Origin of the sequence: Corynebacterium anserum, from assembly GCF_014262665.1 — a bacterium.
Taxonomy (GTDB): Bacteria; Actinomycetota; Actinomycetes; order Mycobacteriales; family Mycobacteriaceae; genus Corynebacterium; species Corynebacterium anserum.
Window position 1 is genome coordinate 2,170,878 of the sequence record NZ_CP046883.1, and the last position, 26,853, is coordinate 2,197,730.

The 26,853-nt window shown below is 56.4% G+C and carries 21 protein-coding genes; 10 read left to right on the plus strand and 11 right to left on the minus strand.

The features are described 5' to 3' along the window. Window positions 1-22: 22 nt before the first annotated feature. The 7 genes from rplI to GP473_RS09220 form a co-directional block, all read right to left on the minus strand. Window positions 23-475: a 50S ribosomal protein L9 gene (gene rplI / locus GP473_RS09190; protein ID WP_185770552.1), complete on the minus strand. Its 453-nt coding sequence runs from the start codon at window positions 473-475 to the stop codon at window positions 23-25. Between the two features lie 94 nt (window positions 476-569). Continuing rightward, on the minus strand, window positions 570-1,184 hold the full coding sequence (locus tag GP473_RS09195) for a single-stranded DNA-binding protein (RefSeq protein ID WP_185770553.1): 615 nt from the start codon (window positions 1,182-1,184) through the stop codon (window positions 570-572). Between the two features lie 84 nt (window positions 1,185-1,268). Next, on the minus strand, window positions 1,269-1,556 hold the full coding sequence (gene rpsF, locus GP473_RS09200) for a 30S ribosomal protein S6 (RefSeq protein ID WP_185770554.1): 288 nt from the start codon (window positions 1,554-1,556) through the stop codon (window positions 1,269-1,271). A 293-nt stretch (window positions 1,557-1,849) separates the two neighbouring features. Continuing rightward, window positions 1,850-2,038 carry a hypothetical protein gene (locus tag GP473_RS09205; RefSeq protein WP_185770555.1) on the minus strand — a complete coding sequence of 63 codons (189 nt, stop codon included), beginning with the start codon at window positions 2,036-2,038 and terminating at the stop codon, window positions 1,850-1,852. Between the two features lie 30 nt (window positions 2,039-2,068). Further along, complete coding sequence (locus GP473_RS09210) at window positions 2,069-3,502, minus strand: glycosyltransferase family 87 protein (RefSeq protein ID WP_186276894.1); 1,434 nt, start codon at window positions 3,500-3,502, stop codon at window positions 2,069-2,071. A gap of 160 nt (window positions 3,503-3,662) precedes the next feature. Beyond that, window positions 3,663-5,879 (minus strand): transglycosylase domain-containing protein, encoded by a 2,217-nt coding sequence (locus GP473_RS09215; RefSeq protein WP_390625322.1) that lies wholly within the window; start codon window positions 5,877-5,879, stop codon window positions 3,663-3,665. A gap of 165 nt (window positions 5,880-6,044) precedes the next feature. Continuing rightward, complete coding sequence (locus GP473_RS09220) at window positions 6,045-6,464, minus strand: DUF5318 family protein (protein WP_313770456.1); 420 nt, start codon at window positions 6,462-6,464, stop codon at window positions 6,045-6,047. Window positions 6,465-6,656: 192 nt separating this feature from the next. Between GP473_RS09220 and GP473_RS09225 the strand changes: the two genes are divergently transcribed. The 4 genes from GP473_RS09225 (at window position 6,657) to GP473_RS09240 (ending at window position 10,078) form a co-directional block, all read left to right on the plus strand. Further along, window positions 6,657-7,748 carry an inositol-3-phosphate synthase gene (locus GP473_RS09225; protein ID WP_186276895.1) on the plus strand — a complete coding sequence of 364 codons (1,092 nt, stop codon included), beginning with the start codon at window positions 6,657-6,659 and terminating at the stop codon, window positions 7,746-7,748. A 351-nt stretch (window positions 7,749-8,099) separates the two neighbouring features. Beyond that, on the plus strand, window positions 8,100-8,546 hold the full coding sequence (locus GP473_RS09230) for a MarR family winged helix-turn-helix transcriptional regulator (protein WP_185770559.1): 447 nt from the start codon (window positions 8,100-8,102) through the stop codon (window positions 8,544-8,546). A 128-nt stretch (window positions 8,547-8,674) separates the two neighbouring features. Further along, entirely contained in the window at window positions 8,675-9,565 is an 891-nt protein-coding gene (locus tag GP473_RS09235) for a universal stress protein (RefSeq protein ID WP_185770803.1), read from the plus strand. A gap of 33 nt (window positions 9,566-9,598) precedes the next feature. After that, complete coding sequence (locus GP473_RS09240; RefSeq protein ID WP_246394794.1) at window positions 9,599-10,078, plus strand: hypothetical protein; 480 nt, start codon at window positions 9,599-9,601, stop codon at window positions 10,076-10,078. An 84-nt stretch (window positions 10,079-10,162) separates the two neighbouring features. Here GP473_RS09240 and leuS read toward each other — a convergent pair whose 3' ends face one another. Further along, complete coding sequence (gene leuS / locus GP473_RS09245) at window positions 10,163-13,093, minus strand: leucine--tRNA ligase (RefSeq protein ID WP_186276896.1); 2,931 nt, start codon at window positions 13,091-13,093, stop codon at window positions 10,163-10,165. 106 nt (window positions 13,094-13,199) lie between these two features. Between leuS and GP473_RS09250 the strand changes: the two genes are divergently transcribed. Further along, complete coding sequence (locus GP473_RS09250) at window positions 13,200-13,850, plus strand: SdpI family protein (RefSeq protein ID WP_185770561.1); 651 nt, start codon at window positions 13,200-13,202, stop codon at window positions 13,848-13,850. 89 nt (window positions 13,851-13,939) lie between these two features. Further along, window positions 13,940-14,983, plus strand: a complete 1,044-nt coding sequence (locus GP473_RS09255) for a bile acid:sodium symporter family protein (RefSeq protein ID WP_390625323.1) — start codon at window positions 13,940-13,942, stop codon at window positions 14,981-14,983. 235 nt (window positions 14,984-15,218) lie between these two features. Here the strand turns inward: GP473_RS09255 and GP473_RS09260 are convergent, their stop codons facing one another. The 3 genes from GP473_RS09260 to GP473_RS09270 form a co-directional block, all read right to left on the minus strand. Next, window positions 15,219-15,767 carry an NUDIX hydrolase gene (locus GP473_RS09260; RefSeq protein ID WP_185770563.1) on the minus strand — a complete coding sequence of 183 codons (549 nt, stop codon included), beginning with the start codon at window positions 15,765-15,767 and terminating at the stop codon, window positions 15,219-15,221. 118 nt (window positions 15,768-15,885) lie between these two features. Further along, window positions 15,886-16,722: a hypothetical protein gene (locus GP473_RS09265; RefSeq protein WP_185770564.1), complete on the minus strand. Its 837-nt coding sequence runs from the start codon at window positions 16,720-16,722 to the stop codon at window positions 15,886-15,888. Window positions 16,723-16,804: 82 nt separating this feature from the next. Then, a complete protein-coding gene (locus tag GP473_RS09270) occupies window positions 16,805-18,307 on the minus strand; it encodes a CCA tRNA nucleotidyltransferase (RefSeq protein WP_390625324.1) in 1,503 nt (500 codons plus the stop codon). Window positions 18,308-18,537: 230 nt separating this feature from the next. On the opposite strand from GP473_RS09270, the gene GP473_RS09275 reads away from it, so the two are divergent. The 4 genes from GP473_RS09275 (at window position 18,538) to GP473_RS09290 (ending at window position 26,838) form a co-directional block, all read left to right on the plus strand. Then, on the plus strand, window positions 18,538-19,416 hold the full coding sequence (locus GP473_RS09275; protein ID WP_185770566.1) for an NUDIX hydrolase: 879 nt from the start codon (window positions 18,538-18,540) through the stop codon (window positions 19,414-19,416). Between the two features lie 24 nt (window positions 19,417-19,440). After that, window positions 19,441-22,200 (plus strand): hypothetical protein, encoded by a 2,760-nt coding sequence (locus GP473_RS09280; RefSeq protein WP_186276897.1) that lies wholly within the window; start codon window positions 19,441-19,443, stop codon window positions 22,198-22,200. Between the two features lie 147 nt (window positions 22,201-22,347). After that, on the plus strand, window positions 22,348-25,992 hold the full coding sequence (locus GP473_RS09285; RefSeq protein ID WP_246394797.1) for a murein biosynthesis integral membrane protein MurJ: 3,645 nt from the start codon (window positions 22,348-22,350) through the stop codon (window positions 25,990-25,992). 255 nt (window positions 25,993-26,247) lie between these two features. Then, window positions 26,248-26,838: an RNA polymerase sigma factor gene (locus GP473_RS09290; RefSeq protein ID WP_186276898.1), complete on the plus strand. Its 591-nt coding sequence runs from the start codon at window positions 26,248-26,250 to the stop codon at window positions 26,836-26,838. Window positions 26,839-26,853 lie beyond the last annotated feature (15 nt).

The following is a 26,853-nucleotide window of genomic DNA, read 5'->3' on the forward strand; positions in this document are numbered from 1 at the left end:
ACACGCCAATGCGCTTTATTGATTACTCGCCAACAACCTCAAAGTTCAGGGAAGCAACAACATCCTTGTGTAGCTTCACATCCACGGCATAGTTGCCAGTGGTCTTCACATCGCGCTTGGAAAGAGCGATGGAGCGCTTATCCAAGGAACGGCCGTTGGCCTTCTTCACAGCTGCGGCAATGTCATCAGCAGTGACAGAGCCGAACAGCTTGCCAGACTCCGAAGTGCGAACAGGAACGGTCACACCAGTGAGATTTTCCAGCTCTTCCTTGACTTCGCGTGCGTGATCGAGATCGCGGATCGCGCGGGCCTCCTGAGCGCGCTTGATGCCTTCGATCTGCTTTTCTGCACCACGGGTCGCGATGATTGCGTAACCGCGTGGCAGTAGGTAGTTACGTCCGTAGCCAGCCTTGACTTCAACGATGTCGCCGGGAACACCGAGATTGTCAACGGCGGCGGTGAGGATCAGCTTCATGATCCAGCCTTTCGTTGTGCAATGGGGGTTGACTTTAAGCGTTGATAAATTTTCATCTCAACCAGCGCGTACGCTGGCCAACAATATTTGGCGATCAGAACGGCGGTTCTTCGTCGCCTCCACCGAAACCGGATTGCTGAGGTGCAGAGTTCCACGGGTCATCGTCACGGGAAGCGTTGCGTCCACCGAAACCCTGGTTGTTCTGTCCACCCTGGTTGCCCTGGTTACCGCCGAAGCCCTGTGCGCTTCCGCCAACCTGGCCACCCTGGTTGAAGCCTCCTTGGCCACCACCACTGTTGCCACCACCGAAGCCACCTGCCTGGCCACCGCCGCGGCCGGAAGGCGCTGTTTTCTGAATCTGAGCGGTCGCGTACTTCAACGCGGGGCCAACCTCGTCAACTTCAACCTCAAAAACGCTACGACGCTCTCCCTCTCGGGATTCAAAAGAACGCTGACGTAAGCGTCCGGTCACAATGACGCGGTCTCCCTTAGTCAAAGAATTTGCAACGTTCTCAGCTGCTTGACGCCACACATTGCAGGTCAGGAACAGTGCGTCTCCATCGACCCACTGATTGGACTGAGGATCGAAACGGCGCGGCGTAGATGCCACGCGAAAGTTCGCCACTGCTGCACCTGATGGTGTGTAACGCAGCTCTGGGTCGGCAACGAGGTTGCCAACCACAGTGATCGGAGTCTCGCCCTGTGCCATGTGTGAACTCTTTCGTCTTAATTAGTGAAAACGTGGTGTTACTTGGTGTGGTTCTAGCACATACCGGTTTTCGCAGGAATCTAATTACTGATCCTTGCGTAGCACCTTGGTGCGCATGATGGTGTCGTTGATGTTGAGAACGCGGTCAAGCTCCTGCACAGTACCTGGCTCGCAGGTCAGGTCGAGAACAACGTAAATGCCCTCGTCCTTCTTCTGGATTGGGTACTCGAGGCGACGCTTGCCCCAGACGTCGACCTTTTCCACCTTACCGTTTTCCTTGCGGACAATGTCCAAGAACTTGTCCAGCGACGGGGTAACGGTGCGCTCATCCTGGGAAGGGTCGATGATGATCATCATCTCGTATTGACGCACGGACCTCATCACCTCCTATGGTCTAGAAATCTAATATCGGCCATGCCTCTTTAGGCATGACAGGAGGGTCGTTGCGTCAGCAACCACTCCAGCCTACAGGTAGAGGCCACTTTTACCTAATGAGTAGGAAAGTCGTATACAGCCATCGGTACCACACCTTCGGTAGCGCGCAAGTGGCGTCATTATCGGTGCCATGGGTGTGCCATGAGAGTCACGCCGTTATCGGTAACCGGCGAGTAACGCCATTATCTGTGCCTCGAGAGTAACCACGAAGATTCCGCAGCTTGCAGAACTTAGGAACCGCCAGTAGCCACGAAAACAGCCAAGCTCACTGGAATAACAGTCAAAAATACGATGGCGATACCAAAAAGGCTCCAGACCACCGACTTCGGCTTCTTATACATGAACGTGGCAAAAGAAGCACCGAAGAAAACAAAGCCAGTTAACACGCTAGCCATCGTAAACACAATTGTGGGGGACATAGCCTCATTCTTCCTCACAGACTTGCCAAATTAACAACGCAATGGACCAGCCAATGGGTCTCGTCCCTCATGCGCTGCACGTACAGCATCCCAGCTGTGGCCATACATCTGACGGACAATAATCACTGCCATAGCTACCAGCAGCCCCAGCCGCACTAGGGTAAACAAATCAACCACCCAATACGGCGCCGCTTCATTTTCCGGCAGAAACTGCCACATGCGTAGATACCAATACACAGCCTCCACACCAGCCCAGCATAGGGCTAAACGCCAGCGGGGGAGTGCCAGCACAATCAGAGGTACCAACCACAAAGAGTATTGCGGGCTCCATACTTTGTTCGTGATCATAAACGCGAGTACCGCGAGAAAAGCCACCTCAGCCACGCGTGGCTGCCACGGTGCACGAAGCACCGCATAAGTAAGCGCACCCAACAAGGTAACCAGCAACCCCAAAGTGATGAGGTTGAACACTTCCACGCCTTGCACCACGTGACCAGGGGAATTGCCGTCCCAACCGTCTTGACCACTAATGTGGGCTAGCACCGCGTAGATGGTGGAACCTTCCCAGCCTCGAGAAGAGTTAAGCCGGAAAAACTCCGACCACGCCCGCGGGTACATGACATACAGCGGTAGGTTTAACGCAACCCATGTCGCGACTGTGCTGCCAAGCAGCGTGGCGAGAGTTTTCCACGCTCGAGCGCGCAGACACAGTAGAACGAGCGCCGTAACAATGAAGATCGGCCAGAGTTTTGCCGCGATACCAACACCGGCCATCACACCTGCTAGCATCGGCTTGTTCTTCGCCCACAACGAGAACGCGGCTAGCGCGAAAAAAATAGACAACGCATCATAATTGGTAAATGCGTGGACGATAACAAGGGGAGAGGCTGCCATCAGCACTGTATCCCACGTCCGATTACCCGCCAGCCTTGCCACAATCGCGCAGCTCGCCATCCAGAACACAGCCAGAAAGACCGCTGTCACCCCAAAGTTCACACTTGCGGAACTGGCTACTGGTAAAGACAGCGTTGACCACACAGTCTCCACCGGCCGCGTGATCCCCGCCATTAACCACTGGAATAGTCCCGTGACCACCGGGTATTCCAAATAGCGGGTTAGCTCTCCCTCGTGCCAAGAGTAGGCATAAGGAAACCCACCCTGATCAAACCCTCTGCTGTGATAGAGCACCACGATGTCTGAATAGCAAGCAGAGGTGTATTGGCGTCGTCCTCCCCAATCCGTGAAAGGAAGGCCCTCTGAAAACCCGGTGCGTAAGCAATTCGCTTTCTGGAGCCATCCGAGGGAAAGGAACACCGCGCTGAGTGCGAGCATTACGCGCAGTGGGGTCCACCAGTGCTGCTGTCCGATCACTGCATGGCGTCCCGGTGCGCCACCGATAAATTCGGCGAAACCGCGGGCCATAGGTTCGCTCCGAGAGGGCAATACTCGCTGGGTGTGTGCCATGCTTCCCGACAGTACTACTGAAAACGCACCGAGCACTTCAGCCCACGGTTGTGGAGAACTGCTCGGTGCGTTGTCGTGGTGACTATCGCGATGGACTATCGCACGGGCGCGCGGCCTATTGTCCCTTTAACCCTCGACGCCACGTGTCATCCGTCCCAATTTATCCGAGAATATTGCCGATGATTTCACCTAAACCTGGAGGCGGAGGGGAATTTGGTGGCGCACCATTACCTGGCGCTGGGGCCGATGGCGCTTTCTGTCCCGGTGGGGAGTTCTGACCAGGGGCAGTGGTTCCGGTTCCGCCGGCTCCGTTATTGGCATTTCCGCCTCCTGTGGATGGCGACTGTTGTACCGGCGCAGGTGCTTGATATCCGCTTTGCCCTGAACTCTGATAGCTGCTGGATGTATCAGCGGAGCCGGCGAAGTACTCCACATCTTGTCCCTCGAGCGCACGATCCATGACATTCTTCCAGATGGTGGCTGGCAAGCCAGAGCCATACATCTGGCCACCCCACTGGTTGGATACTGCTGCGCCATCGGCTGCACCAATCCATACCGCAGTGGCTAGCTGTGGGGTGGCGCCAATCATCCAAGCGTCTTTGTTCTTGCCTGTATCGCCCAACTGAGCTGTACCGGTCTTGGCTGCGGATGGACGTCCGCCAGCCAAACTATTTCCATTGGAGTACGCAGCGATTGGCTCCATCGCGGTAATCACATTATCCGCCACATCCTTGGAGATAACCTGGTCACCTTGAGGATTAGTGTTGTCCAGCAGTACCTCACCATCCAAGGTCTCGACCTTCTGCACAAAGTGCGGACGGTGGTATACACCCTCGTTGGCCAAAGTAGCGAGCACAGATGCCATGTCCAGTGGGGACGATTGATATTGTCCCAGCGTAATGCCCTCGAACGGAGCCTTACCGTTCTCAGTCAACGTCTTGCCGATACCTGGCAATTCCTCAGCTACGCCCAGACGATGCGCCATATCTGCGACATCTTGCGCACCGCCCTTAAGCTTGCGGGTCAGCCTAATGAATGACGTGTTAAGGGACATCTTCAATGCCTGGCTGATGGCACACGTACCACACGACTCGTTACCCACATTTTGCACAAGAGTGTCACCGGTGGTCACGGGGGAGGAGTCGAACAGATCATAAATGCTCCCGCCCTGATCCAAGTAGGCGGCCAGGGCAATGATCTTGAAGGTTGAGCCCGTTTGCAGGCCTGCGCCTGCCCAGTCGAATCCAACGGGGTCATCCCCGCCGTACCACGCCCTAATAGACCCCGTCTTCGGATCCACAGAGACAACCGCCCCTAGCAAGTTATCCTGGTATCCCTGCTTCTGCGTGTGGTACTCATCCACCGCAGCTTCCTGAACCTTCGGATCAATGGTGGTGGTGATGCGCAAACCGCCAGTGTTCACCTGGTCCTCGGTGATACCTGCAGCTTCTAGCTCAGAGATCACCCTGGACTTAATCAAGCCGTTAGTGCCTTCAGCAAAAGAGGTGTTGGTTGTGGTGGCTGGATCCTTAACCTCCGGGTACACCGCGGCAATTCGCTCATCACGAGAGATCGCACCAATATCCTGCATACCGTCCATCACGTACTTCCAGCGGCTCTCCGCTGCTTCGCGGTTAGTCCACGGATCAAGCCTGGATGGTGCTTGAATAGAGGCAGCCAGCACCGCACCTTCTTCGGCGGTGAGATCCTTCACATTCTTGTCGAAGTAAGCGTGCGCAGCCGAAGAAATTCCGTACGCATTGCGTCCGAAATAGATCGTGTTCAGATAGGCCTCAAGAATCTCATCCTTAGACCATTCGCGAGCCATCTTGGCTGAGATTACAAGCTCTTTAGCCTTGCGCATCACAGAATATTCGTCGCCGACCAGAGCATTCTTCACGTACTGCTGGGTGATGGTCGAGCCACCACCAGCTCCCGAACGTCCCAGCAACTGCCCCAACGCTGCACGACCGAAGCCCGTGATGGAAAAGCCTGGGTTGTTGTAGTAGTCACGGTCTTCGGCGGCCAGAACAGCGTCCCTGACGACCTCTGGAATCTCATTGAGGCTAACGTTCTGGCGGTTACCTTCTGGTGGCACGATGCGTGCGAGTTCTTTCTTGTTATCGCTCGCCATGATGTAGGAAATCTGGTTGTTGACCAGCTCCTCCGGTTCCGGCACTTTGGTGACGGAATAAGCGGCGAAGAACGCAACGATCGGAAGAATAATCGCGATAGCTAGTAGAGCAGCACAACCCGCCAAAATCTGGCGACGGAAACTACTGTCCTTCCAACGCTCGGTTTTACGAATACGAGCCGTGATATTGCCTGAGGAGGCCGAACGGTTTTTATTCGCCTTATTCTTGCTCGCACCGCCCACACCGGCTGCGCGATTCTTTACACCTGAGCTGCCGGAACGAGAGTTATTAGTCCCTGGGGACGGACGACCGCCGCGAGCAGACGGCTGCTGACGGTTCGGGCGCTTTCTCGGTGGCTTATTGTCTGGTGACAACGGATGTTCTCCAGTTTTCGAGTTCTAGGACAACTAACCGGCAATGAAATCCTCATACCGGATTAGAAAGTTCCACTTGCAACGCAAGCAGACCTCGACAGTGTGTATTGACAACTCTCCCGGCCGACCATCTGCATGATCGGCAGAAAAGTCCTCCAATACTTTCTGTATCTCCCTTACATTACGCGCAGTACCTGACTTTTCACCTAACCAAATGCTGTGTATCCACCGTGTCAATCTCAAGGTTCGGTGATGACAAACCGGACACGGCCGTTCCTCAGGCTCACCCAACACTTCGGCAGAACCGATTAGGGGAGGGGTGGCGTCGCAAACAGAAGATAGAGTAACCTCCCGACCTCGTACTTTAGCGAGCAAACGGGCTCGGTCGAGCTCGCGGTTAGTGACGCGATGCGATAACGACGCGGAAGTACTCATGCGCCACATCCTAACCATCAGTCACAAAATTTCAGAGACGAGTATGCCACGCACCCCGAAAGAAACCAGCCGCCCAGCGGTCTTGAGAGAACGTCGGGCACCCGCCCGGCCCGCGTTCCTCAAACTTGATCGGTTCACTACAGACACTTGATCGATTAACAGCACATCCAGTTATAACAATCGTCGAACACGCGCATAGTTTGGGATTTTATGAGTGAAAACACCGTGAAACTTGCCATCGTTGGCCTGGGCAACTGCGCCACCTCCCTCATTCAGGGACTGACCTACTACGCAGATGCCAAAGATGGAGATGACATCCCAGGCCTCATGCATGCAAAATTTGGACCCTACCTGGTAGGCGACGTTCGCATCGTCGCAGCATTCGACGTCGACGCAGACAAGGTCGGCAAAGACGTCTCCGAAGCCACCGAATCCGGCCGCAACTGCACCATCAAAATCGCTGATGTTCCAGAGCTCGGCGTAAAAGTTCAACGCGGACACACCTACGATGGCCTCGGCCGCCACTATCAGGAAAGCATCGAGGAATCCTCCGAGCCACCGGTAGATGTCGTCGCTGCACTGAAAGAATCCGGTGCCGACGTCCTCGTCAGCTACCTGCCAGTCGGTTCCGAAGAAGCCGACAAATTCTACGCACAATGCGCCATCGATGCAGGCGTGGCATTTGTCAATGCTCTTCCCGTATTCATTGCCTCTGACCCAGAATGGGCAAAGAAATTTGAGGACGCCGGTGTTCCAATCGTCGGCGATGATATCAAGTCCCAAGTCGGCGCAACCATCACCCACAGAGTCTTGGCAAAGCTCTTCGAGGACCGTGGCGTGCGCCTAGAGCGCACCATGCAACTCAATGTCGGCGGCAACATGGACTTCAAGAACATGCTTGACCGCGATCGCCTGGAGTCGAAGAAGATCTCCAAGACCCAGGCTGTCACATCCAACCTGCAGACCAGCCCATTGGCTGGCAAGGTTCATGACCGGAACGTCCATATCGGCCCTTCCGACTACGTGGAATGGCTCGATGATCGCAAATGGGCCTACGTACGCCTGGAAGGCTCCGCTTTTGGTGAAGTACCTCTGAACCTGGAATACAAACTCGAGGTATGGGATTCTCCAAATTCTGCGGGCATCATTATCGACGCAGTTCGTGCCGCAAAAATAGCCAAAGATCGAGGTATCGGCGGTCCGATCATCCCTGCCTCTTCCTACCTCATGAAGTCCCCACCGGTACAACTGCCAGACGATGTAGCTCGCGCGCAGCTAGAAGAGTTCATTCGCGGCGCGTAAACAACTGAGACATGCGTTCCCCGGAATGTTCCGACAGATGTTCCGAAGAACGCATCCCTCTAACCTCATTCAAATCTCCGGGCGACCTCGCACGCATCCCTCTGACCTTCCCCAGACCGTATGGCAGTCCTCACACATCCGGGAAATACAGCAGGTGAGCCGCAACATTCTGGGTTGACCGCTGCTGGTAATCCTCCAGCACCCTAGGTACGTCGTGACACACTCACCATTTGGTTTCCGCAAATTATCTACTTGTTGACCATCAGAGTAGATTTGTTAATCACCTAGGAGGAAATGTTTTTCCTTGGTCAATTATTCAGTGAAACAACTATGGTGAGGTAACTTAGAGTCATGTCTAAGACTCCGCTTGAGATCGCAACTGAGCTGCGCCCCGCACTTTCACGCCTATACCTGCTGTATTTCCGTCAGGCCGAGGCCTTCTCTATCAGCCAGGCTCAGATGTCCATCATGACCATCCTGGAAGAAAATGGCCCGATGCGTATTAGTCAGATCGCTCAGGCCGAAGCCATTCGCATGCCGACAGCATCTAACGCCATCAATCAGCTTGAGAACATGGGTCTCGTCACCCGCGTGCGCGATGTTTCTGATCGCCGTGGAGTGCGTGTGGAACTCACTGATAAGGGCAAACAAGAACTTGCTGAGATTGGCCAGAGCCGCAACGAAGCCCTGGCTCGTATGCTCGAGCACCTAACTCCAGAGGAGCTGGCGAGATCCGAGGAGTTTGCCCCCATGTTTGACACGATTCTCCAGCGCTACACTGAGAGCCAGAACAAGTAACTTTCCGGAAGACTGGGGAACGCACCGTGAGCAGCGATAGTTCCGACAAGAAGTCGAAGAAGAAGGACAAGGCCGACGGGCACTTCTCCGCAGCACCACAACGGGAGCTGCGTCCTTTACGTGTTCTCATGACGTGGCGTCCGGAGTCCGCCGGTAATGAGACCGCGCAATTCATCGCTTGGCTTTCTCGCACTCAACCACTCATCGTGCGTACCGCGACCGTGATCTCTCGCGTGTGGTCTGAGCAACCTGGTTCCCGCGAGCACGACGACTACGAAAAATGGCTAGAGAAGGAATCCGCCGCCTGTGCAGCGTCAGCTCAAAAAGCTTTGCGTGATGCGGGCGTTCCACAGGCCATGCTCGACACTGAGCTGCCTTCTGTTGTGGCCACGGATCACTCTGAAACGTCGGTTCTCATCGAAGCCGCACAAGACTTCGGTGCCGACCTCATGCTGTTGGGCTCTCACCCAGCCGCTCCACGTGGACGTTTCCGCATTGGTTCTACTGCCGACGCACTGCTGCACTGCTCACCTGTAGCCCTTGGCCTGGCTCCTCGGGAACCAAAGCTCTCTAAACGCGGTGTAACCCGTGTGAACTGCTCTTATGTCGATACGGAGCAATCCCACCAGGCATTGCGCCACGCTGCCGACCTTGCGGCTCGTTGGAACGTCCCTCTACGCCTAGTAGCCTTCAGCCCGCGCGGCGCCACCATGTACCCAACGGAAGTACCTTTCACCGAACATTACGACATGATGGTGGAGTGGCGAGAACAAGCCCTGGCCCTGTTGGATCGTGGCAAAGATCGAGCTGTGAGCCGCCACCCTGAGCTCGATGTTGAAATAGAGGCCGGTGCTGGCTACGGCTGGTCGGGAGCCATCAATGACATGAAATGGAAGAAGGGCGATTTACTAGTTATGGGGTCTTCTGTGCTTGGAGACTTTAACCGCGTATTCATCGGACCTTCTACCAATCAAATCCTTCGACACAGCCCAGTGCCTGTTGTCATCAGCCCGGTGTAATTCCTGGTAAAGATAGGTAGTCTCAAAGTCACCATGAGCGACTTTCGTAATCCAGAAGAGCACACGTCGGACACATCGCAATTCGCCTATCGTCCGGTGGGTAGTGAAGATCGTCCATCACACCGTCCTACCGAACTGGACTACGAGATAGATCCATTGCTGCGCTTAGAGCGCAACAACCGCTCTACACGCCAGGCAATTGTCTTTTTCATCGGCACGATCGTGCTGACAAGTCTATCGGCCATCCTGATCTGGATTGCATCCTCCATTACGGGCGGGCCTTACTGCGATGCGGACCCGAGCGCTATTCTCTGCAGCCCCGCTTACCGTGTGGTGTTTATGGTCATCCCACCATTACTCGCACTGGGAGGTCTCTTCGGTGGTGCGTGGATTGCTTATATGAAATGGAAAAAGCACCAGCGTTGGCGCCCGTGGATCGCTGTGATTTGGTTCATCATGCCCTTCACACTGGCCTGGGTTATCTCCGCTGGTTCGATGCTCATCGGCCACTAACCACGCCTCGCGCACTACCGGAGTAGGCATCACGCCCCGCGCCGTCAGCTGACCCGAACGGCGCACTCACACCCGAATGGCCGTCTATTTAGCCACTACGTTCACCATCTTGCCTGGGACGACAATAATCTTCGCCACCGTCTTTCCTTCAATATGGTGGGCAACGTTTGGCTCTGCGAGCGCAGCTGCCTCAATGTCCTCACGGGAGGCGTCCGCAGCGACAGTGATGCGGCCACGTAGCTTACCCATAACCTGAACGGGCAGCTCGATAGTGTCATCCTTCAACCAGCGATCTTCCCACGTAGGGAACGGCTTGTACGTCACGCCTCCATCGTTTCCAAGGATTGCCCACATTTCTTCTGCAATATGGGGAGCGACTGGAGCCAACATCAAAACCAGTGGCTCAACGGCCGCGCGAGGAGCACCTCCGTCCGCATACGTCTTGGTTAGGTAGTTCACATAGCCGATCAGCTTTGCCACAGCAGTGTTATCACGCAACTCGGAATAATCATCATGAACTCCGGCAATAGTGCGATGGAGCATACGTTGGTCATCATCGCTCAATTCTGCATTCGTCACGGCGTAGTGACCCGTCACCTCATCGACCGCCAAACGCCAAGCACGCTGCAGAAAACGCTGAGCACCCACGACGTCCTTCGTCGCCCACGGACGCGACGTATCCAATGGCCCCATCGCCATCTCATAGACACGCAGCGTATCCGCCCCGAAGTTGTCACAGATCTCATCCGGGCTGACGGCATTCTTTAAAGACTTACCCATCTTGCCGTACTCCTGGAAGACTTCCTGCTCATGTCCATCAGCATCAGTCCAGTAGAACGCCCCCTCGCGCTCCACAACTTCTTCAGCAGGGACGTATACACCGCGAGCATCGGTGTATGCATACGCCTGGATATAGCCCTGGTTAAACAATCGGTGATAAGGCTCGAAACTGGACACATAGCCAAGATCGAACAGAACCTTGTGCCAGAAGCGGGAGTACAGCAGGTGCAAAACGGCATGCTCTACGCCGCCAACATACAAATCCACACCACCGGATGGACGATCCTCACGCGGACCAACCCAATAACGCTCATTTTCGATGTCTACCAGCGCGTCATCATTCGTCGGATCGATGTAGCGCAACTGATACCAGGAAGAACCCGCCCACTGAGGCATCACATTGGTGTCCCGGCGATAAGTCTTAAGACCATCGCCAAGATCTAGCTCAACATTGACCCAATCCTCAGCCTTAGCCAACGGTGGCTGAGGCTCAGAGTCTTTATCAGAAGGATCAAAGCTCACCGGCTTGTAATCCTCAACCTCTGGCAGCTCGATGGGAAGCATCTCCTCTGGCAGAGGGTAAGCTACGCCGTCTTCGTCATAGACAATAGGGAACGGCTCGCCCCAGTAACGCTGACGAGCGAACAACCAATCACGCAACTTGTATTGGATCTTGCCCTGGCCAGCGCCCTTGGCCTCAAGCCACTCGATTGTACGAGCCTTTGCTTCCTCCAGACCCATACCATTGATGTCCAAACCATCTGAATTAGCGGAATTCACCGCCACACCACCATCGGTAAAGGCCTCCGACAAAGCGTCATCCGGAGCCCCACCCTCAGCAGGCGCAACCACCTGCTTAATATCTAGACCGAATTCTGACGCGAATTCGAAGTCGCGCTCATCATGCGCAGGCACGGCCATAATGGCACCAGTGCCGTACCTCATCAGTACGTAATCAGCAATGAAAATAGGTATCTGTGTGCCATTAACCGGATTAGTGGCCGTCACACCCAAGTACACGCCGGTTTTTTCCTTATTTTCCTGGCGCTCCAGATCTGACTTCGCCGCAATTGACGCACGATATGCCTCCACAGCCTCCGCAGGGCTGCTCTGGCCACATGTCCAACGCTCATCGACATTCTGGTAAGCATCCGCAGAAGCGGCAGAGACCAAGGAATCCACTAACTCATGCTCTGGTGCAAGAACCATGTACGTCGCGCCAAACAGCGTGTCCGGACGCGTGGTGAAGACCGTAATGCGGTCATTTGTGGCGTCGGAATCAAATACAACCTCAGCGCCACGAGAACGACCGATCCAATTGCGCTGCATGGACTTGACCTTCTCGGGCCAATCCAAATATTCAAGATCGTCAATAAGACGATCAGCATACGCAGTAATGCGCATCATCCACTGCTGCAGATTCTTTCGGAATACGGGGAAATTACCGCGTTCCGAACGGCCATCGGCCGTGACCTCCTCATTAGCCAACACAGTGCCCAAACCCGGGCACCAATTGACTATGGAGTTCGAACGATAAACCAAGCGATACTCGTCAATGATCTTCTGCTGCTCGGATTTGGAGAGCTCAGTCCAGCCCTCACGCTCCGCAGCGAGCTTCTGCTCAAGCTCAGCAATAGGACGCGCTTTGCCTCGGCCCCCATCGGCTTCCGGATCAAACCACGAATTGTAAATCTGCAAGAAAATCCACTGAGTCCAGCGGTAAAACTCAGTATCCGTCGTCGCCACGGAGCGGCGTTTATCATGACCCAGCCCCAAACGTCCTAGCTGACGCTCCATATTCTCGATATTCGCCATTGTCGTGGTACGAGGATGAGTACCAGTCTGCACGGCATACTGCTCAGCGGGCAGACCAAAAGCGTCATACCCCAGAGCATGCAGCACATTCGCACCCTTCATACGGTGGAAACGCGCAAACACGTCCGTAGCGATATAACCCAGTGGGTGCCCAACGTGCAGCCCCACACCGGAAGGATAAGGGAACATATCCTGGATAAACATGCGCTCGCGTGGGAGCTGCAAACCCGGCTCAGATAAATCACCAGTCGGATTAGGTGCATGGAAAGTGCCCTCTTCCTTCCAATGAGACTGCCAACGCCGCTCAATATCCGCCGCCATCTGAGGCGTATAACGAAACGGGGTAGCGCCTTCGTTAGTGTCTGCAGCAATCTGCTGCTCCGAGGTGGTGTGTGAAGTGCCAGATCCTGGGTTAGTCATGCTTGAAAATTGTAGTAGGTAGGTGGTTCAGCCGTGTAACTGCATAGATCACCGAAAACTGACAACCAGGTTGGTGCTCCGAAAAGGCAGTAATACACTGGTGAGCATGAATATCCTGAGCATCATTGTTGGTGTCCTTGGTGTGGCAATGCTCATCATCGGCGTGATGTCCGTAACGGGCACGCTGCCGGGCAACCCCGTTATTGGTTTACGCATCCCAGAAGTCCGTAAATCTCAGGATTATTGGATCACTGCCCACAAAATCGCAGGTCCGGCGTGGACCGGTTCTGGTCTCGCACTTATGGCCTCCGCGGCCATCGCCTGGGAAGCAACAGGCTGGCTGTGGCTCATCGTAGGGTTGCTTGTCATCGCCGCTGTTTTCCTTCTCGGCTTGGGTGCCGCTCTAGCTGGTCACGCGATGGCAACTATCGACGCGCAGGCAGAAAAAGAGGCCGAAGCCGCCACGACCTGCTGTTCCGCTGGAGCTTCCACCCCGACATCCCACGCTCATGACGCCGATGTGGTCACGCCAGAAGCCTGTGCTTCCGGTCAAGCGTGTGGTTCTTGCACTTTGAACGGCTCCTGCGAGGGCGGTGGTGCTGCGTTTGATGCTTGCCATACAACCGAACAAACCCACGCACCTGACCAAGCTCCTGAACACACCGCAGACTCACACGCTCCCCAAGCCGCCACATCAACACCAGCCCTAGACCTAGACGCCGCCCGCCGGGCCGCAGCCACCCAAGATCAACGCTGATAGTTCAGTACTCGTTATCGTTCACACCGTCGGCGTCGAATAAAAACGACCCCAAGGTGTGAGGTTCGCCACCCGATTTGTCCGATAAGATCAGTCGGGTGAGCACGCAGCAAAATCAACAATCACACAAGCCAACGAGCCTATGGCGACGAATTCTCAGCTACCGGCCCGACTTCCTCATCTGGGCAATTCTTAGCGCGGTAATTCTAGGGATCGTCTTCCCCGTCAGCGGACAGGCAGCTAACGTTGCGGACTGGATAGTAAAACTCGCGATCGCCTTTTTGTTCTTCCTCTACGGCGCTCGCCTATCACCACAGGAGGCCCTCAAGGGCCTATTGCACTGGCGGCTACACCTGGTCATTCTCTGTTTCACGTTTGTACTATTCCCGCTCGTGGGATTGGCACTGATGCCTTTGACATCAGTCATCGGTGAAGATTTATACATGGGCATTCTGTATCTGACGCTCGTGCCCTCCACCGTTCAGTCCTCCGTGGCATTCACATCCATTGCCCGCGGCAATGTCGCCGCTTCGATTGTGGCTGCGTCCGCTTCCTCTCTTGCGGGAGTGGTACTGACTCCTCTGTTGGTTCTGCTACTGATGACCTCATCGGGTGGTGTGCATATTGATGGATCCACTTTCATCGACATCGGCGTACAGCTACTGCTCCCGTTCTTACTTGGCCAGATATTGCGGCGCTGGGTGAGCGGTTTTGCTGCGTCGCCAATCACCAAGAAGGTGGATCAGATCTCGATTGCCCTCGTTGTGTACGTCTCCTTCTCGGAGGGCATGGTGTCCGGCGCGTGGAGCAGCATCCAGTGGTTTGCCATCGTCGGGTTGGTCATCGGGTCGATTGTCCTGGTAACGCTCATGTTGTCCGTCACCAGCATTGTCACTCGGAAGATGGGCTTTAACTACCAGGATCAGGTGGCGATCCAATTCGCAGGCACGAAGAAGTCTCTCGCTGCAGGCCTGCCGATGGCTGCCGTGATGTTTGGCTCTGCGGGCGGATTAGGCGTGCTGATCCTGCCTTTGATGATTTTCCACCAGGTGCAGCTGATTATTTGTTCCTTCCGGGCGTCTCGCTATGCGGAGCGGTACTCCGCCGACGCCACCCATGCCCGAACGTGGTAGGAACTACCCACGCGCGAACGTGGCAGGAACCGGTTCCCAGGCACACGTTTCCCGTCACCAGTTTCTCAGCCCTCACTCCGAAGCCCTCGGCGCACACTATTTTCACTACCTGAGGCTCTTTTGCTTCCCCCGCAGCGTCATTCCTCTACCCGGATCGCGTGATTTCTCTCCTACGCTGCCCGATTCCTCACCGGGTCAGTGGGACTAGCCCTATTGGGTCTGTGGGAGCTAGCCATCACGACTGTGGAGCTGAGTGACGTTTGGTGTATCCCATTCGCGGGCGAAAACCTTGTGGATGTTTCATCTGCGCGGCGGCGTCCGCGATGATCAAGCGGAAACGTGGCTTCATGGGAGGCAATTGGCTGATGGGAAACCAGCGAACGGCAATGGATTCATCGTCCGCAACACGCGGCTCAGTGGGGGAGCCGTCCACTAGGCTGCAGCGAATTGCCGTATCGACGTAATTGGTGACGTCACCGTTGGGGTAGTGCACTGGACCAACGCGACCCACCCCGAGGAGGGCTTCGTGTGTCACGGATAAGCCAGTTTCCTCAGCTACTTCACGGATCGCGGCCGCATGTGGTTCCTCGCCTGGATCAACGATTCCAGTAACGGGAGTCCATTCACCGTTGTCGGCGCGTTGCACCAAAAGAACGTGGGGGACTTCCCATAGTGGAGCATCTGCGGGGACCTCTTTGAGAACGATAGCTGTGACCCCTGGAACCCATAGCGGGGCATGACCGATGTGTTTGCGTAATTCCAGGATGAAGTCAGGTGTTGGCATGGGTAAAGCGTAGCGCGGCGGAGCCTCACCGGACGAAGCCCCACAGCGTAGGTTGCGCTATGCAGCTGAGGTTCCTTTGGAATGCGAGGCGATTGGTGCTCAGCGCATCGCCGTCACATCAATTCCGCTCCGGATGCTGAGCCCAAGTAACGAATAGGTTCTCCGGGAACGGGCGCCGCGCCATAATACGACGCCACGTCTCACCCGGCCGCTCCGTGAACACATCCTCGAACGTCGCCTGTTCGTGGTCAACCAGGCCTGCGCGCTTCCATTCTTCGATGTGTGACACCTCTGCGGTGACATAGGAGTGGAACAGGCGTAGCCCTTTTAACGTTCCGCCCGTTCTAGCTATTTGCTCTTCGAGGCTTGGAGCTGATTCCCCAGTGTGCACGTAGAGGAATTGATGATTCTTGCCGAATAACGCCGAGTCACCTTCCTGAGCTGCGCGTTCGGCGTCCATCGGATCCTTCACATAACCCACGCCCAGCACTATCGGATGCTTTTCCCCGCCGATGAAAAAGACCTTCGGCTTGGTCAATTTCTGCGCCATGTCCGGCAGGTGGTTCGCTACCGCATTGGTACTCATGACACCTAGCCGCACGCCGATGATGGTCCCCTCAGCTTCTACGGTGAGAACGAAGATGGCCTCCGCTGTCGGTATCCCCGGTTCGGCGAGTATACCTGGTTCGGAACCGAAGACCTCGCTAAATGCCTCTGCAGCTTCCTCGCTGATAGAGATACCCCCAAAACCTCCCTGACCGTCTTCACCATCGAAGGCCTCGCCAAGATAACTACTGGTGCCCGTCTCACCGTGATAACGCACTCCACCGGCAAAACCAGGGTTAGCCACAGAACGCGCAGTCATAAAAAGCACGTCGCCTGCGTGAATTGGGCGCGCCGACTCTTCCCTCCCATCCGCGGTGGAGTCGTCAACGCTACGTGGGGTGTCAGTCATGCTTCACCACTTTAGGCCACAGGACGTGAGGATTCTGATAGATACCGTCCGGCGGTCCAACACACCCACCCCCACAAGCGAATTACTGCTGTTCCGCCCACCATTGCTTCAGTGCCGCAATGGCTTCCTCACGTTCCATAGGACCGTGGTCCAGGCGCAAGTCCTTCATATATTTCCATGCGCGACCAACGTCCCGACCAGGCGCGATCTCAAGAATCTCCATGATGTCATTACCATCGAGATCTGGACGCACAGCAGCCAATTCCTCCTGCTCCTGGAGCTCGGCGATGCGCTGCTCCAAACCGTCGTAGGTGCGCTGCAGACGGCGAGCTTTGTTTTTATTCCGCGTGGTGCAGTCAGCTCGAACCAATAGGTGGAGCCAGGGCAGCAAATGGCCGGCGTCGTTGACATAGCGGCGCACAGCAGAGTCGGTCCACGTTCCTGTATCACCAGACCCAGAGTCAGCACCCGCACCGGCCCGTTGGCCATACCCATGGAAGCGCATATGGAGGCGCACCAACTCCGAAATATCTCGAATGTGCTGTTTGCTGTACTTCAGCGCACGCAACCGGTGGCGGGTTAGCTTGGCGCCCACAATTTCATGTTGGTAGAAAGTCACCCGCCCATCGTCATTAAACGCCCTGGTGGCTGGCTTTCCGATGTCATGCAGCAGTGCCGCCATCCGCAGCTCCAGACTCGGCTCCATGCCGCGAGCGCGTTCCAATTCCACGGCATTACGCAGTACGCGGAGAGAATGCCAATACACATCTTTGTGATGGTGGTGCTCATCCTGGGTCAATCGCAATGCTGGCAGTTCCGGCAGAACATATTCGGCCAGCCCGGTGGTAACCATTAGATCCAAGCCTGTCCAGGGTTCCAGCCCGAGCATGAGTTTATTGAGTTCAACCGCCACGCGTTCCACGGTGATGCGGGTGATCTGCTCTGCCATGTCACACATGGCGTCTTTGACCCGCGGCGCCACAGAAAACCCCAGTTGAGACACAAAACGGCAGGCGCGCAGCATGCGGAGGGGATCGTCATTAAAGCTGATGTCTGGGCTATCCGGGGTGTCGAGAATTCCCTCAGCTAGGTCATTGAGCCCATTAAGAGGGTCGCGGAACATGTGCTCACCATCGGCGCTCAGCTCCAGAGCCATGGCGTTGGCACGGAAGTCTCGGCGTATGAGATCGCCGTCGAGCGTGTCTCCAAACGTGACCTCCGGATTGCGGGTTGTGCCATCGTACTGATCTGTGCGGAAGGTTGTAATTTCTAGCGTCATGCCGTTGATCAGGCAGGACACCGTTCCGTACTGGATACCCGTATCCCACACTGTCTCGCTCATCGGCGTGATGATATCGATGATCTCATCTGGGCGAGCTGGCGTCGTAAAGTCTAGATCGTGCGTAAGACGCCCCAAGAGTGCATCGCGCACCGAGCCACCCACAAGGTAGATCGGCTGACCTGCAGCGGCGAATGCTTCCGCCAACGGAATCAACCAACTGTCGAGTTGCTTCAGCCCGTGCCAGGCATTGGCAAGCAGGGCGTGGGTGTCTTGTTTTTCCGCCGACGCCGCCGCCCCCGCCACCTGCTTCTTAAGTGAAGAGGAGCACTCAGGCGCCGAGGATGATGACGGCTCAGGTGCCGGAGTCGTAGGGGCAGGTGCGGGTGTCGCTGCGGGGGAGTGGGACGGATCAGTCACAGGCGTGATTCTACCCATTGGTGTGCTCAGCTTCTCAAGTATGTTCTTAAGGGCGCCTGCCGTGTTAGCTAGCACGGTTAACGCACCGTACCGGCAGACGACTATTCTTGGAAGGGATGAGTGAGAACGAGACCCGAGCTGACGGTCCGCGCCGTCGCAGGCGTCGCCGTTCCAATGATGGTGCCCGCAATACGCAACGCGATCGAACGAAGACTACACAGCGCGACCGCGGCAAGCAGGCTGATCGACACAAAAAGCCTGACCGTGGTAAACAGCCTGACCGCGGCAAACAGACCATCCCGGTAGTCTCCGGCAAGGGCGATTCTTCCGATACCGGGCATTCCTCCACATCCAAGGGCGCATCCAGTAGGAATCGATCTCGCCGCAATTCCGTGCGTCATAATGGCCGGCACAACCGCCGCTCGACCAGCAATCACTATCACCACAATTCCACGCGCAATATCGAGCAATTCAACGAGGAACATTCTGAGCTGCCGATCTCCGTGGAAACTTCTGCGGGTGGTCTCATTATCTCTGGCCTCGCCGAGTCCGTGGGGCAAGACGGCAAGGTGGACTTATCCCGTATATATGTGGCTCTGATCGGCCGTCTGGATCGCCGTGGTCGGCTCCTGTGGTCCATGCCCAAAGGCCATGTGGAGCCCAACGAGTCCCACCGTTCTACGGCAGAACGGGAAGTATGGGAGGAAACTGGTGTTGCCGGTACCGTGATCGCTGATCTTGGCACGATCGACTATTGGTTTGTCTCCGAAGGTGTCCGCATCCATAAAACTGTGCACCATTACATGTTGCGTTTCAAGGATGGGAATCTCAATGACGAAGATCCAGAGGTCACTGAGGTGATCTGGCTACCGGTGACAGAATTGGTAGAACGCCTAGCCTATGCCGATGAGCGGCGGCTGGCTCGCCAGGCCGTGAAACAACTTCCAGATTTTGCCCGCGCCGAAGCAGAAGCTGGTCGTAAGACTCCCCGCTAAGGTCTTCCATATATGAGGTACTCGGTGATTCGTTCAGCCCGCCCCGCTCGCGCACCACGCCGTGCACTGGCCGCGGCGCTGACCGCCGCTGCACTGGTAACGGTATCCGCGGTGGATCCCACGGAATTCAGCGGGGTCGCTGCCTCTGCTCACGCCCAGGGAATATTCGCCCAAGCAACACATCCCCCTGCAGATTTCACTGCGAATGATCCGGAGTCTGAATCTGGTCGCGAGATCTGGGAAAACGTCCAGGCTCGCAGCACAGATCCGAATCTGGGTGTGGAGCTGAGCCTTTCTTCTCTCGACGCCACCAGTGACAGCACCACAGCCACTCTGAGCGTCCGCAACTCCACTCCACATCCGATCAGCAGCTTGTCGCTGCGTGTGATGTACCAGCCACCGGCGGGCTCTGCCTCTGCGGTACGCACCGCGCAGCTAGCGAACCATGGTGAATATCCCGCCGGTAGCCCATCCATGAACTTAAGCGGCGACATTCCCGCTAACGACATCCGCGAATTCACCATTCTGATCAGGAAAAACCAGAATGCTGCGGGTACGGCACACAGTGCGGATGGCAGTGTGACCATACCTGAATTGTTCACCCTCGGAAGTCATCCAGTCATGTTTGCCCTCACTGCAGATGTGCAATCAGCCGAGCAGCCTCAGCCTGTTCAGCAGTTGGCGGCGGTGGCACGTACGACATTGAGCGTGGCGTCGGAGAAGAAGGAAAACACTCGCGCTTCCGAATTGACGTTCATCTGGCCGCTGGCTGCGGAAACTCATCTTCTCGGCGGCGGAACCGGCGAAGCCCCCAAACGCGCGACACTGTACCTACACGACGACGACCTCGCCGGCGAGCTCAGCGAAGGCGGCCGCCTACGCATGCTTCTCGACACCTACCATGACGCAGTAAACGGCCCCGGAGGCGACGCCATTCGGAAGGCGAGCTGCTTAGCTATCGACCCCGAGCTACTTGACACAGTGAGCCGCATGGCTAACGGCTACCAAGTAGGGCAACAGCGCCCAAGCCCAGTGGAGGAACAGAAACGTCTACGGGACTCGTGGGGGGATCTCTTCGGTAGCAACCGGGTGAACTCTACAGATGGAACCGGCTCTGAGGCGGCGAAGAAATGGATCGATGACCTACGCGCACTAGTCACTGAGGGATGCACCGTGTCCCTGCCGTATGCCGGGGCCGATATCAACACGCTCGTGAACGTAGAGCAAGATTGGCTGGCCATTCATGCTTTTGCGCAGGGACCTCGCATCATCAACGAGGTGCTTGGTGTATGGCCAATGCAAAACATCGTGATTCCCGATTCCGGTTATGTCGCCCCAGAAGCCGTGCGCCTCTTGGCCTCCGCCGCGACCCAAGGTATCAACACTGACCTCAGTAAACGCTTTGAAGCCATTCAACAAGGGGCACCGGTCATGCCTCAACGAGCGGATGTCACAGCAATCGTCGCAGACAACACCGTCATCACCGAAACCCCGGCTGATTCTCAACATTCCACTCCCGACGACAACGCCCCGAACTCCACTGGCAACAGCTCCGATAGCTCCCCGGAAACTGACGACACCTCTCAAGGCGCCAGTGTAGAGACCTCTCAGAATCCTGTAGCATCGCCGATCGTCGATATCAGTTCCACCATCCCGCAGGAACAAAACACTAAGCACACTGCCAGAGCCGTCACCTACTCGGGCAATGTGGGGACTGCTCTGCGCGCCACCGGAGCGCATCCTGAGGTCGCCGCGTATTCCAACCCTGCACAGCGTTATAACGTGGAGAAGGACAGCCCCACGGCTAGGATGCTCGACGCCACTGCTGTCATCAATGAAGAAATCAACGCCTCAGAGCCCGTCCTCGCAATTCCGCCTGCACTATGGACCATTGGGCAATCAGAAGCACAGGAGTTCCTTCGCACTATTGCGGATAACCTCACCTCCGGGCGAGCCGTGGCAACCCCTCTCGGCGATGTCATTTCCGGAACCGCGGGTAAAGGCCGCACCACCATCCCCTATACCGATCCCGGTGAACAATCGCAGGCACAGATTGATCTGGTCAGGAATCACGCCTCCTATCTGCGAGATCTGACCCTGACAATGCGCAATGAAGCAAAAATCGCTCTGACACGGGAAACGTTCACTCGACCGCTTTACGATGACCTCGTACGCGCCACAACCGACTATCGTCTACGTGAGCGCGGTGCGTGGCGCGAAGTTCGTGACGATATACGCCAACGCAGCACCGCTGTGGATAGCGTGGTGTCTACATTGCGCCGCAGCGTGTCGCTTCTGCCCCCAGGCAATGTGTTCACGCGCACATCGAACAGCTCGCCGCTCCTCGTCGTGGCCCGCAATGGTCTACCGCTACCTGTAACAGCAACTGTGGGGCACACTACGGAAAATGCCTCGAAAATTGACCTGGAATTGCCTAACGAGGCGCAGACCATTCCCGCAAAGGGATCCATCACCCTGTCGCTGAATACCTCTATCGAAGGGACGAGTAATGGCGCAGACACCACCGACCTCACGCTATGGCTCGCCGCACCGTCCGGGGAAACCATCAGCAATCCCGTGGAATTGCGCGTGCAATCCGCCCCAGGTCTGACGTGGGGTTCTGCCATCGGTCTGCTCATCCTCGTCGGTGGCATCGGCGTAGCAGGAAAAATACTGTGGGATCGCCGCACCGGAAGGAAGGGCGGCCGTCGCGCCCAGCGGCGCACTTCCCGCCCCAAGCCCTTAGATCTTGAGGGACATAGAGGACCGACTACAACAAATTAATAACGATAATCAATGAAAATTTGACCCGCGTCACGAGCCCACCACTCCAGGTGAACTGGGATAATATGCCCTTTTTCCTTGCGAAAAAGCTGGACACGCCCAGGCGGCTATTCGCTTCACCGCGGGCACGTGGACAATGATGGGAGAGTGACTACCCCTCACCATCAACCTGACGGTTCAGCTTTATCAGATGCCATCAACGCGCCAGACCCCACCTCGGGGCAGCGCGGGCGTTTCCGTGCGGCTCGGCCACCAGCCATCGCACCGGAGCGCAAGCAGCGGTGGGCCACACAAGCGAACTCCATCGCCGCAGGAACCGTAGGAGCGGGCTCGGGGGGTGGCATTGACCATTCAACCCTGTCTGAATCCCCTTCCGAACGCCTTTACCTTGAACGTGCCCTTAAGGCGGCTGAGGCAGAAGCGGCGTCGAAAAATGGCCAATCTACTACCGGAACCAAGGGTGCGGCAAGCAACGATGGCAAGGCGAGTGACGAAGAGATGGTGCGCGCCGGTGGCTCCATGGCCATCGCCACGCTCATTTCCCGCATCACCGGATTCTTACGCACGGTCTTCATCGGCTCTGCACTCGGTGCTCCGGTAGCGTCCGCTTTCAACACGGCAAACACCCTACCGAATCTCATCACCGAGCTCGTCCTGGGAGCAGTCCTCACGGCTCTCGTGGTACCGGTGCTAGTGCGTGCGGAAAAAGAAGACCCGGATCAAGGAGCCGCCTTCATTAGGCGCCTTCTTACCGTTACCTTCTCGCTGACCATCGTGGTCACGCTCGTCTCCGTTCTCACCGCTCCTTTGCTGGTCAGAGCATCTCTGGATTCAGATGGACAGGTGAACGTGGGCATGTCCACAGCCTTCGCCTACCTGGTCCTACCGCAGATTGTGTTTTACGCGATGTTCGCCGTGTTCATGGCGGTGCTAAACACAAAAAGCGTATTCAAACCCGGCGCGTGGGCACCTGTGATTAACAATGTGGTCACGCTGGCAGTGTTGAGCCTGTATCTATTTCTTCCACAGTCCGTGACATTGCACCCCAGCGATGACGTGACAATCACTAATCCTTCGGTGTTGCTTCTCGGACTGGGCACCACCGCAGGCGTGGTGGTGCAAGTACTGATCATGGTGCCGTATCTCAAGAAGGCGGGGATCGATCTACGGCCTCTGTGGGGTATCGACGCCCGCCTCAAGAGCTTTGGCGGCATGGCCATCGCCATTGTCGTCTACGTGGCTATTTCGCAACTCGGGTTCATACTGAATAACCGCATCGCGTCCCAGGCCTCCGATGCCGCCCCGACTATTTACATGCAGGCGTGGCAGTTCCTGCAGATGCCTTATGGCGTGATCGGTGTGACATTGCTGACCGCCGTCATGCCCCGTCTCTCGCGCAACGCGGCAGACGGTGATGACAAAGCTGTGGTACGTGACCTAACGGTGGCCTCCAAGCTGACAATGCTTGCGATGATTCCGATCATCGTCTTCTTCACGGCTTTCGGCACTCTCATATCCGCAGGCTTGTTCAACTACGCGAATTACACCTTGGAGACAGCAAACATCCTCGGCTGGACCATCAGCTTCTCCGCATTCACGCTGATTCCTTATGCGCTTGTTTTGCTGCACCTGCGCGTGTTTTACGCCCGTGAAGAGGTATGGACGCCAACATTCATCATTGCGGGTATCACGACTACGAAATTGCTTCTCGCGTTTGCGGCTCCACATATTGCCTCTGAGCCTCGGCTGGTGGTGGTGTTATTGGGCGCGGCAAATGGATTCGGTTTCCTCGCCGGTGCGATCATTGGCGACCGGCTGTTGCGCCGTTCTTTGGGCGATCTGCAGTTCCGCACAGTCATCAAGACGTCACTGTGGGCGCTTGGGGCGTCATTGGTAGGTGCGTTGGTGGCGTGGCGCGTGGACGTATTGCTCACGCAGCTTGTATTCACGTCGCAGACTAACCCGTGGTTCCTCATTCGCATGATGATTGCGGGCGTGATCTTCCTAGCTATTACGGGTGTGGTGCTGTCGCGTTCTTCATTGCCTGAAGTGCTCACCGTGGCCAACGCTCTGTCCCGCCTACCGGTGATCGGTGGCCTCTTTAGCCAACGCCAAGCCGACACCACCCCGGAAACCCCTCCAGCTACACCACAGCCTTCCGCCCATGCGGTGGCACTCGAAGCGGCCTCTGCCAATACAATCATGCCCGTACTGCCTCCACTATCGGCGGGGCGTGTGCGCGGCCCTCGACTGGTTCCGGGTGCCCCAGTGTGCAATGGCCAGTACCGATTGCTTGCAGATCATGGCGGCTCGTCCGCCGCCCGCTTGTGGCAGGCTCGTGAAATGGCCACTGGTGACGTCGTCGCACTGACCATCATGGATCCAGCGGTCATGGGCGGGCATCGAGGGCGTGATGAGAAAGGCGCACTGCACATGCGTGGTGGTGCAGCGAAAGCCCAGGCAAAGCAACAGATTCTGGATCGCGCCCGCGCCCTACAGGGCGTGAACACGCCGGGTATGGCACGCATACGTTCGGTCATCGACGGTGGAACCCTCGTGGTTGTCATCGCCGACTGGGTCAACGGCAGCGCACTCGATGCGGTTGCCGAGTCTGGTCCAGACCCTCTTGCCGCTGGCTATGCCGTGGCGGATCTAGCCGAAGCGGTAGCGGACGCGCATGATGCTGGCACCCCTCTGGGCTTGGATCACCGCGATCGCATTCGTATCTCCACCGAGGGCAACGCGGTGATGGCATTCCCCGGCGCTTTACCGGAGAACAATGAACGCCAGGATGCTCACGGTGTAGCTGCGGCGCTGGGGCTACTGCTGGAGAATGTTCCCTATGAGGAGGTTCCTACCGAACTGGGGGAGGAGTATATGCAGCTGCGTGAGTTAAGCCGCCAGCGTGATAGCGAACTCGACCTCCGTAACGTTGCCCATACGCTGCGGACACTGACCACTGGGGAACTGTCCATCGATGAGGATTCCACCCCCGACCCAGCCAGCCAGACCGGCTTTGGTGCAGAGCGTGTTAAGGCCAAGGGTTTGGTTACTGCTGGCGTCATTGGGCTCGTGTCCGTGGCTCTGATCGCTGCTGTTGCTGTCATTGCGGTCACCGTGTTTGGGGGCAACCGGGAAGATTCGCCACTAACCACCGATTCCCTCCGGGACGGGGCTAGCGCCATCAGTCAGCGCACTCCGGTTTCTGTACCAGTGAAAAAGGCGGAGGAATGGATACCTTCTGATGGGCGGGGAACCCTGGATTCTCCGGAAACAGCCGGCCGGATTATCGATGGTGATCTATCGAGCGTGTGGGAGTCCGATTCCTATCTCCAGCAACTGGGTCCTGGCCCTGGTTCCACGAAAGCGGGAATCGGCCTCATGCTGACTCTGCCGGAAAATACAAAAATTTCTCGGATAAAGCTGCATGGTCTCCGTGCGGGTACGACAATTGAGTTGCGCTCTGCTAACGGCACCCCACGTACTCTGTCGGACACGAAGCGCCTGGGTACAATCACCGCCAATGGCAACGATCTGACCGTCGCGCTGAGTGGTGACAGCTCGCACACAGATGATAGTGGGCAATCGCAGAGCGAGGGGGCGGTCACCCCTTCCAATTCCGATAGCGACGCCAACAATGGCTCCAATCGCCTCATCCTCTGGATCACAGCACTGCCTCAGCCCGCTGGAGCCGCAACCATCAGCGAGGTGGAAGTGTTTGGTACGTGGAAGGGACAACCGGCAGCAGAGAAATCCACGAACACCACCCAGGAGACAATACCGGGCAACTGACCAGCATCTTTCCACGTAGCTAAGGCGTGGCGTCGGATTATCCACAGCCCAGCAGTTATCCACAAAAGCGGCGGCGAAGAATACAAAACCATGTGTTCTGCGCCGCCGTTTCGCTATGCTCAATGGCACGTGCTCACGCTCAGCACAACCCGGGGGATTCCGCATAGTCCGAGGGGGATTCACGAGGGATTCTTAGGTCCGGGGATACGCAATCAGAGAGCGACCAAACGGGGAGCAAGTCCAGGGGGAAATGTCATGACGCTCATCACGCATCCACACGTAGACACAAACTTAGCTGAGTTTTCAGATGCCACGCTGCTCAAACTCCACGCACATGGTCATCACAGGGCATTTAGGGTGTTATTAGAACGCCATAGACGCCTCATGTGGTCGGCCGTACGTCAAGCCGGTATTACCTGCGAAGAGGAGGGGAGTGATGTATTACAAGATGCCCTGCTCAAAGTACACCGCTACGCCACTCGGTGGGAGGGCGACGCAAAAGTGGGGACGTGGATTTTTACGGTAGTACGCAACACGGCATTAACTCACGTCCGCGCACGCAACCGCAGAATCAATCCCGAGGCAGTGGATTTTGAGGAGAGAATGCGAACATTCGCCACGGACTGCCGGCATGAAGAATCCACCATCGACCGCGTCGACCTGCATGCATACTTAGGAAAGCTAACAGCAGAACTCAGGGAAGTCATGATACTCACTGCATTACACGGTCTGAGCGAAGCCGAAGTGGGAGAGAAGCTAGGGATCCCACGGGGAACAGTGAAATCACGAAAAGCTCGAGCTCGGCGAATGCTACGCGAGATGTTGACGGTCACGGTAGACGGTTAAGATGGACAAAGTTTC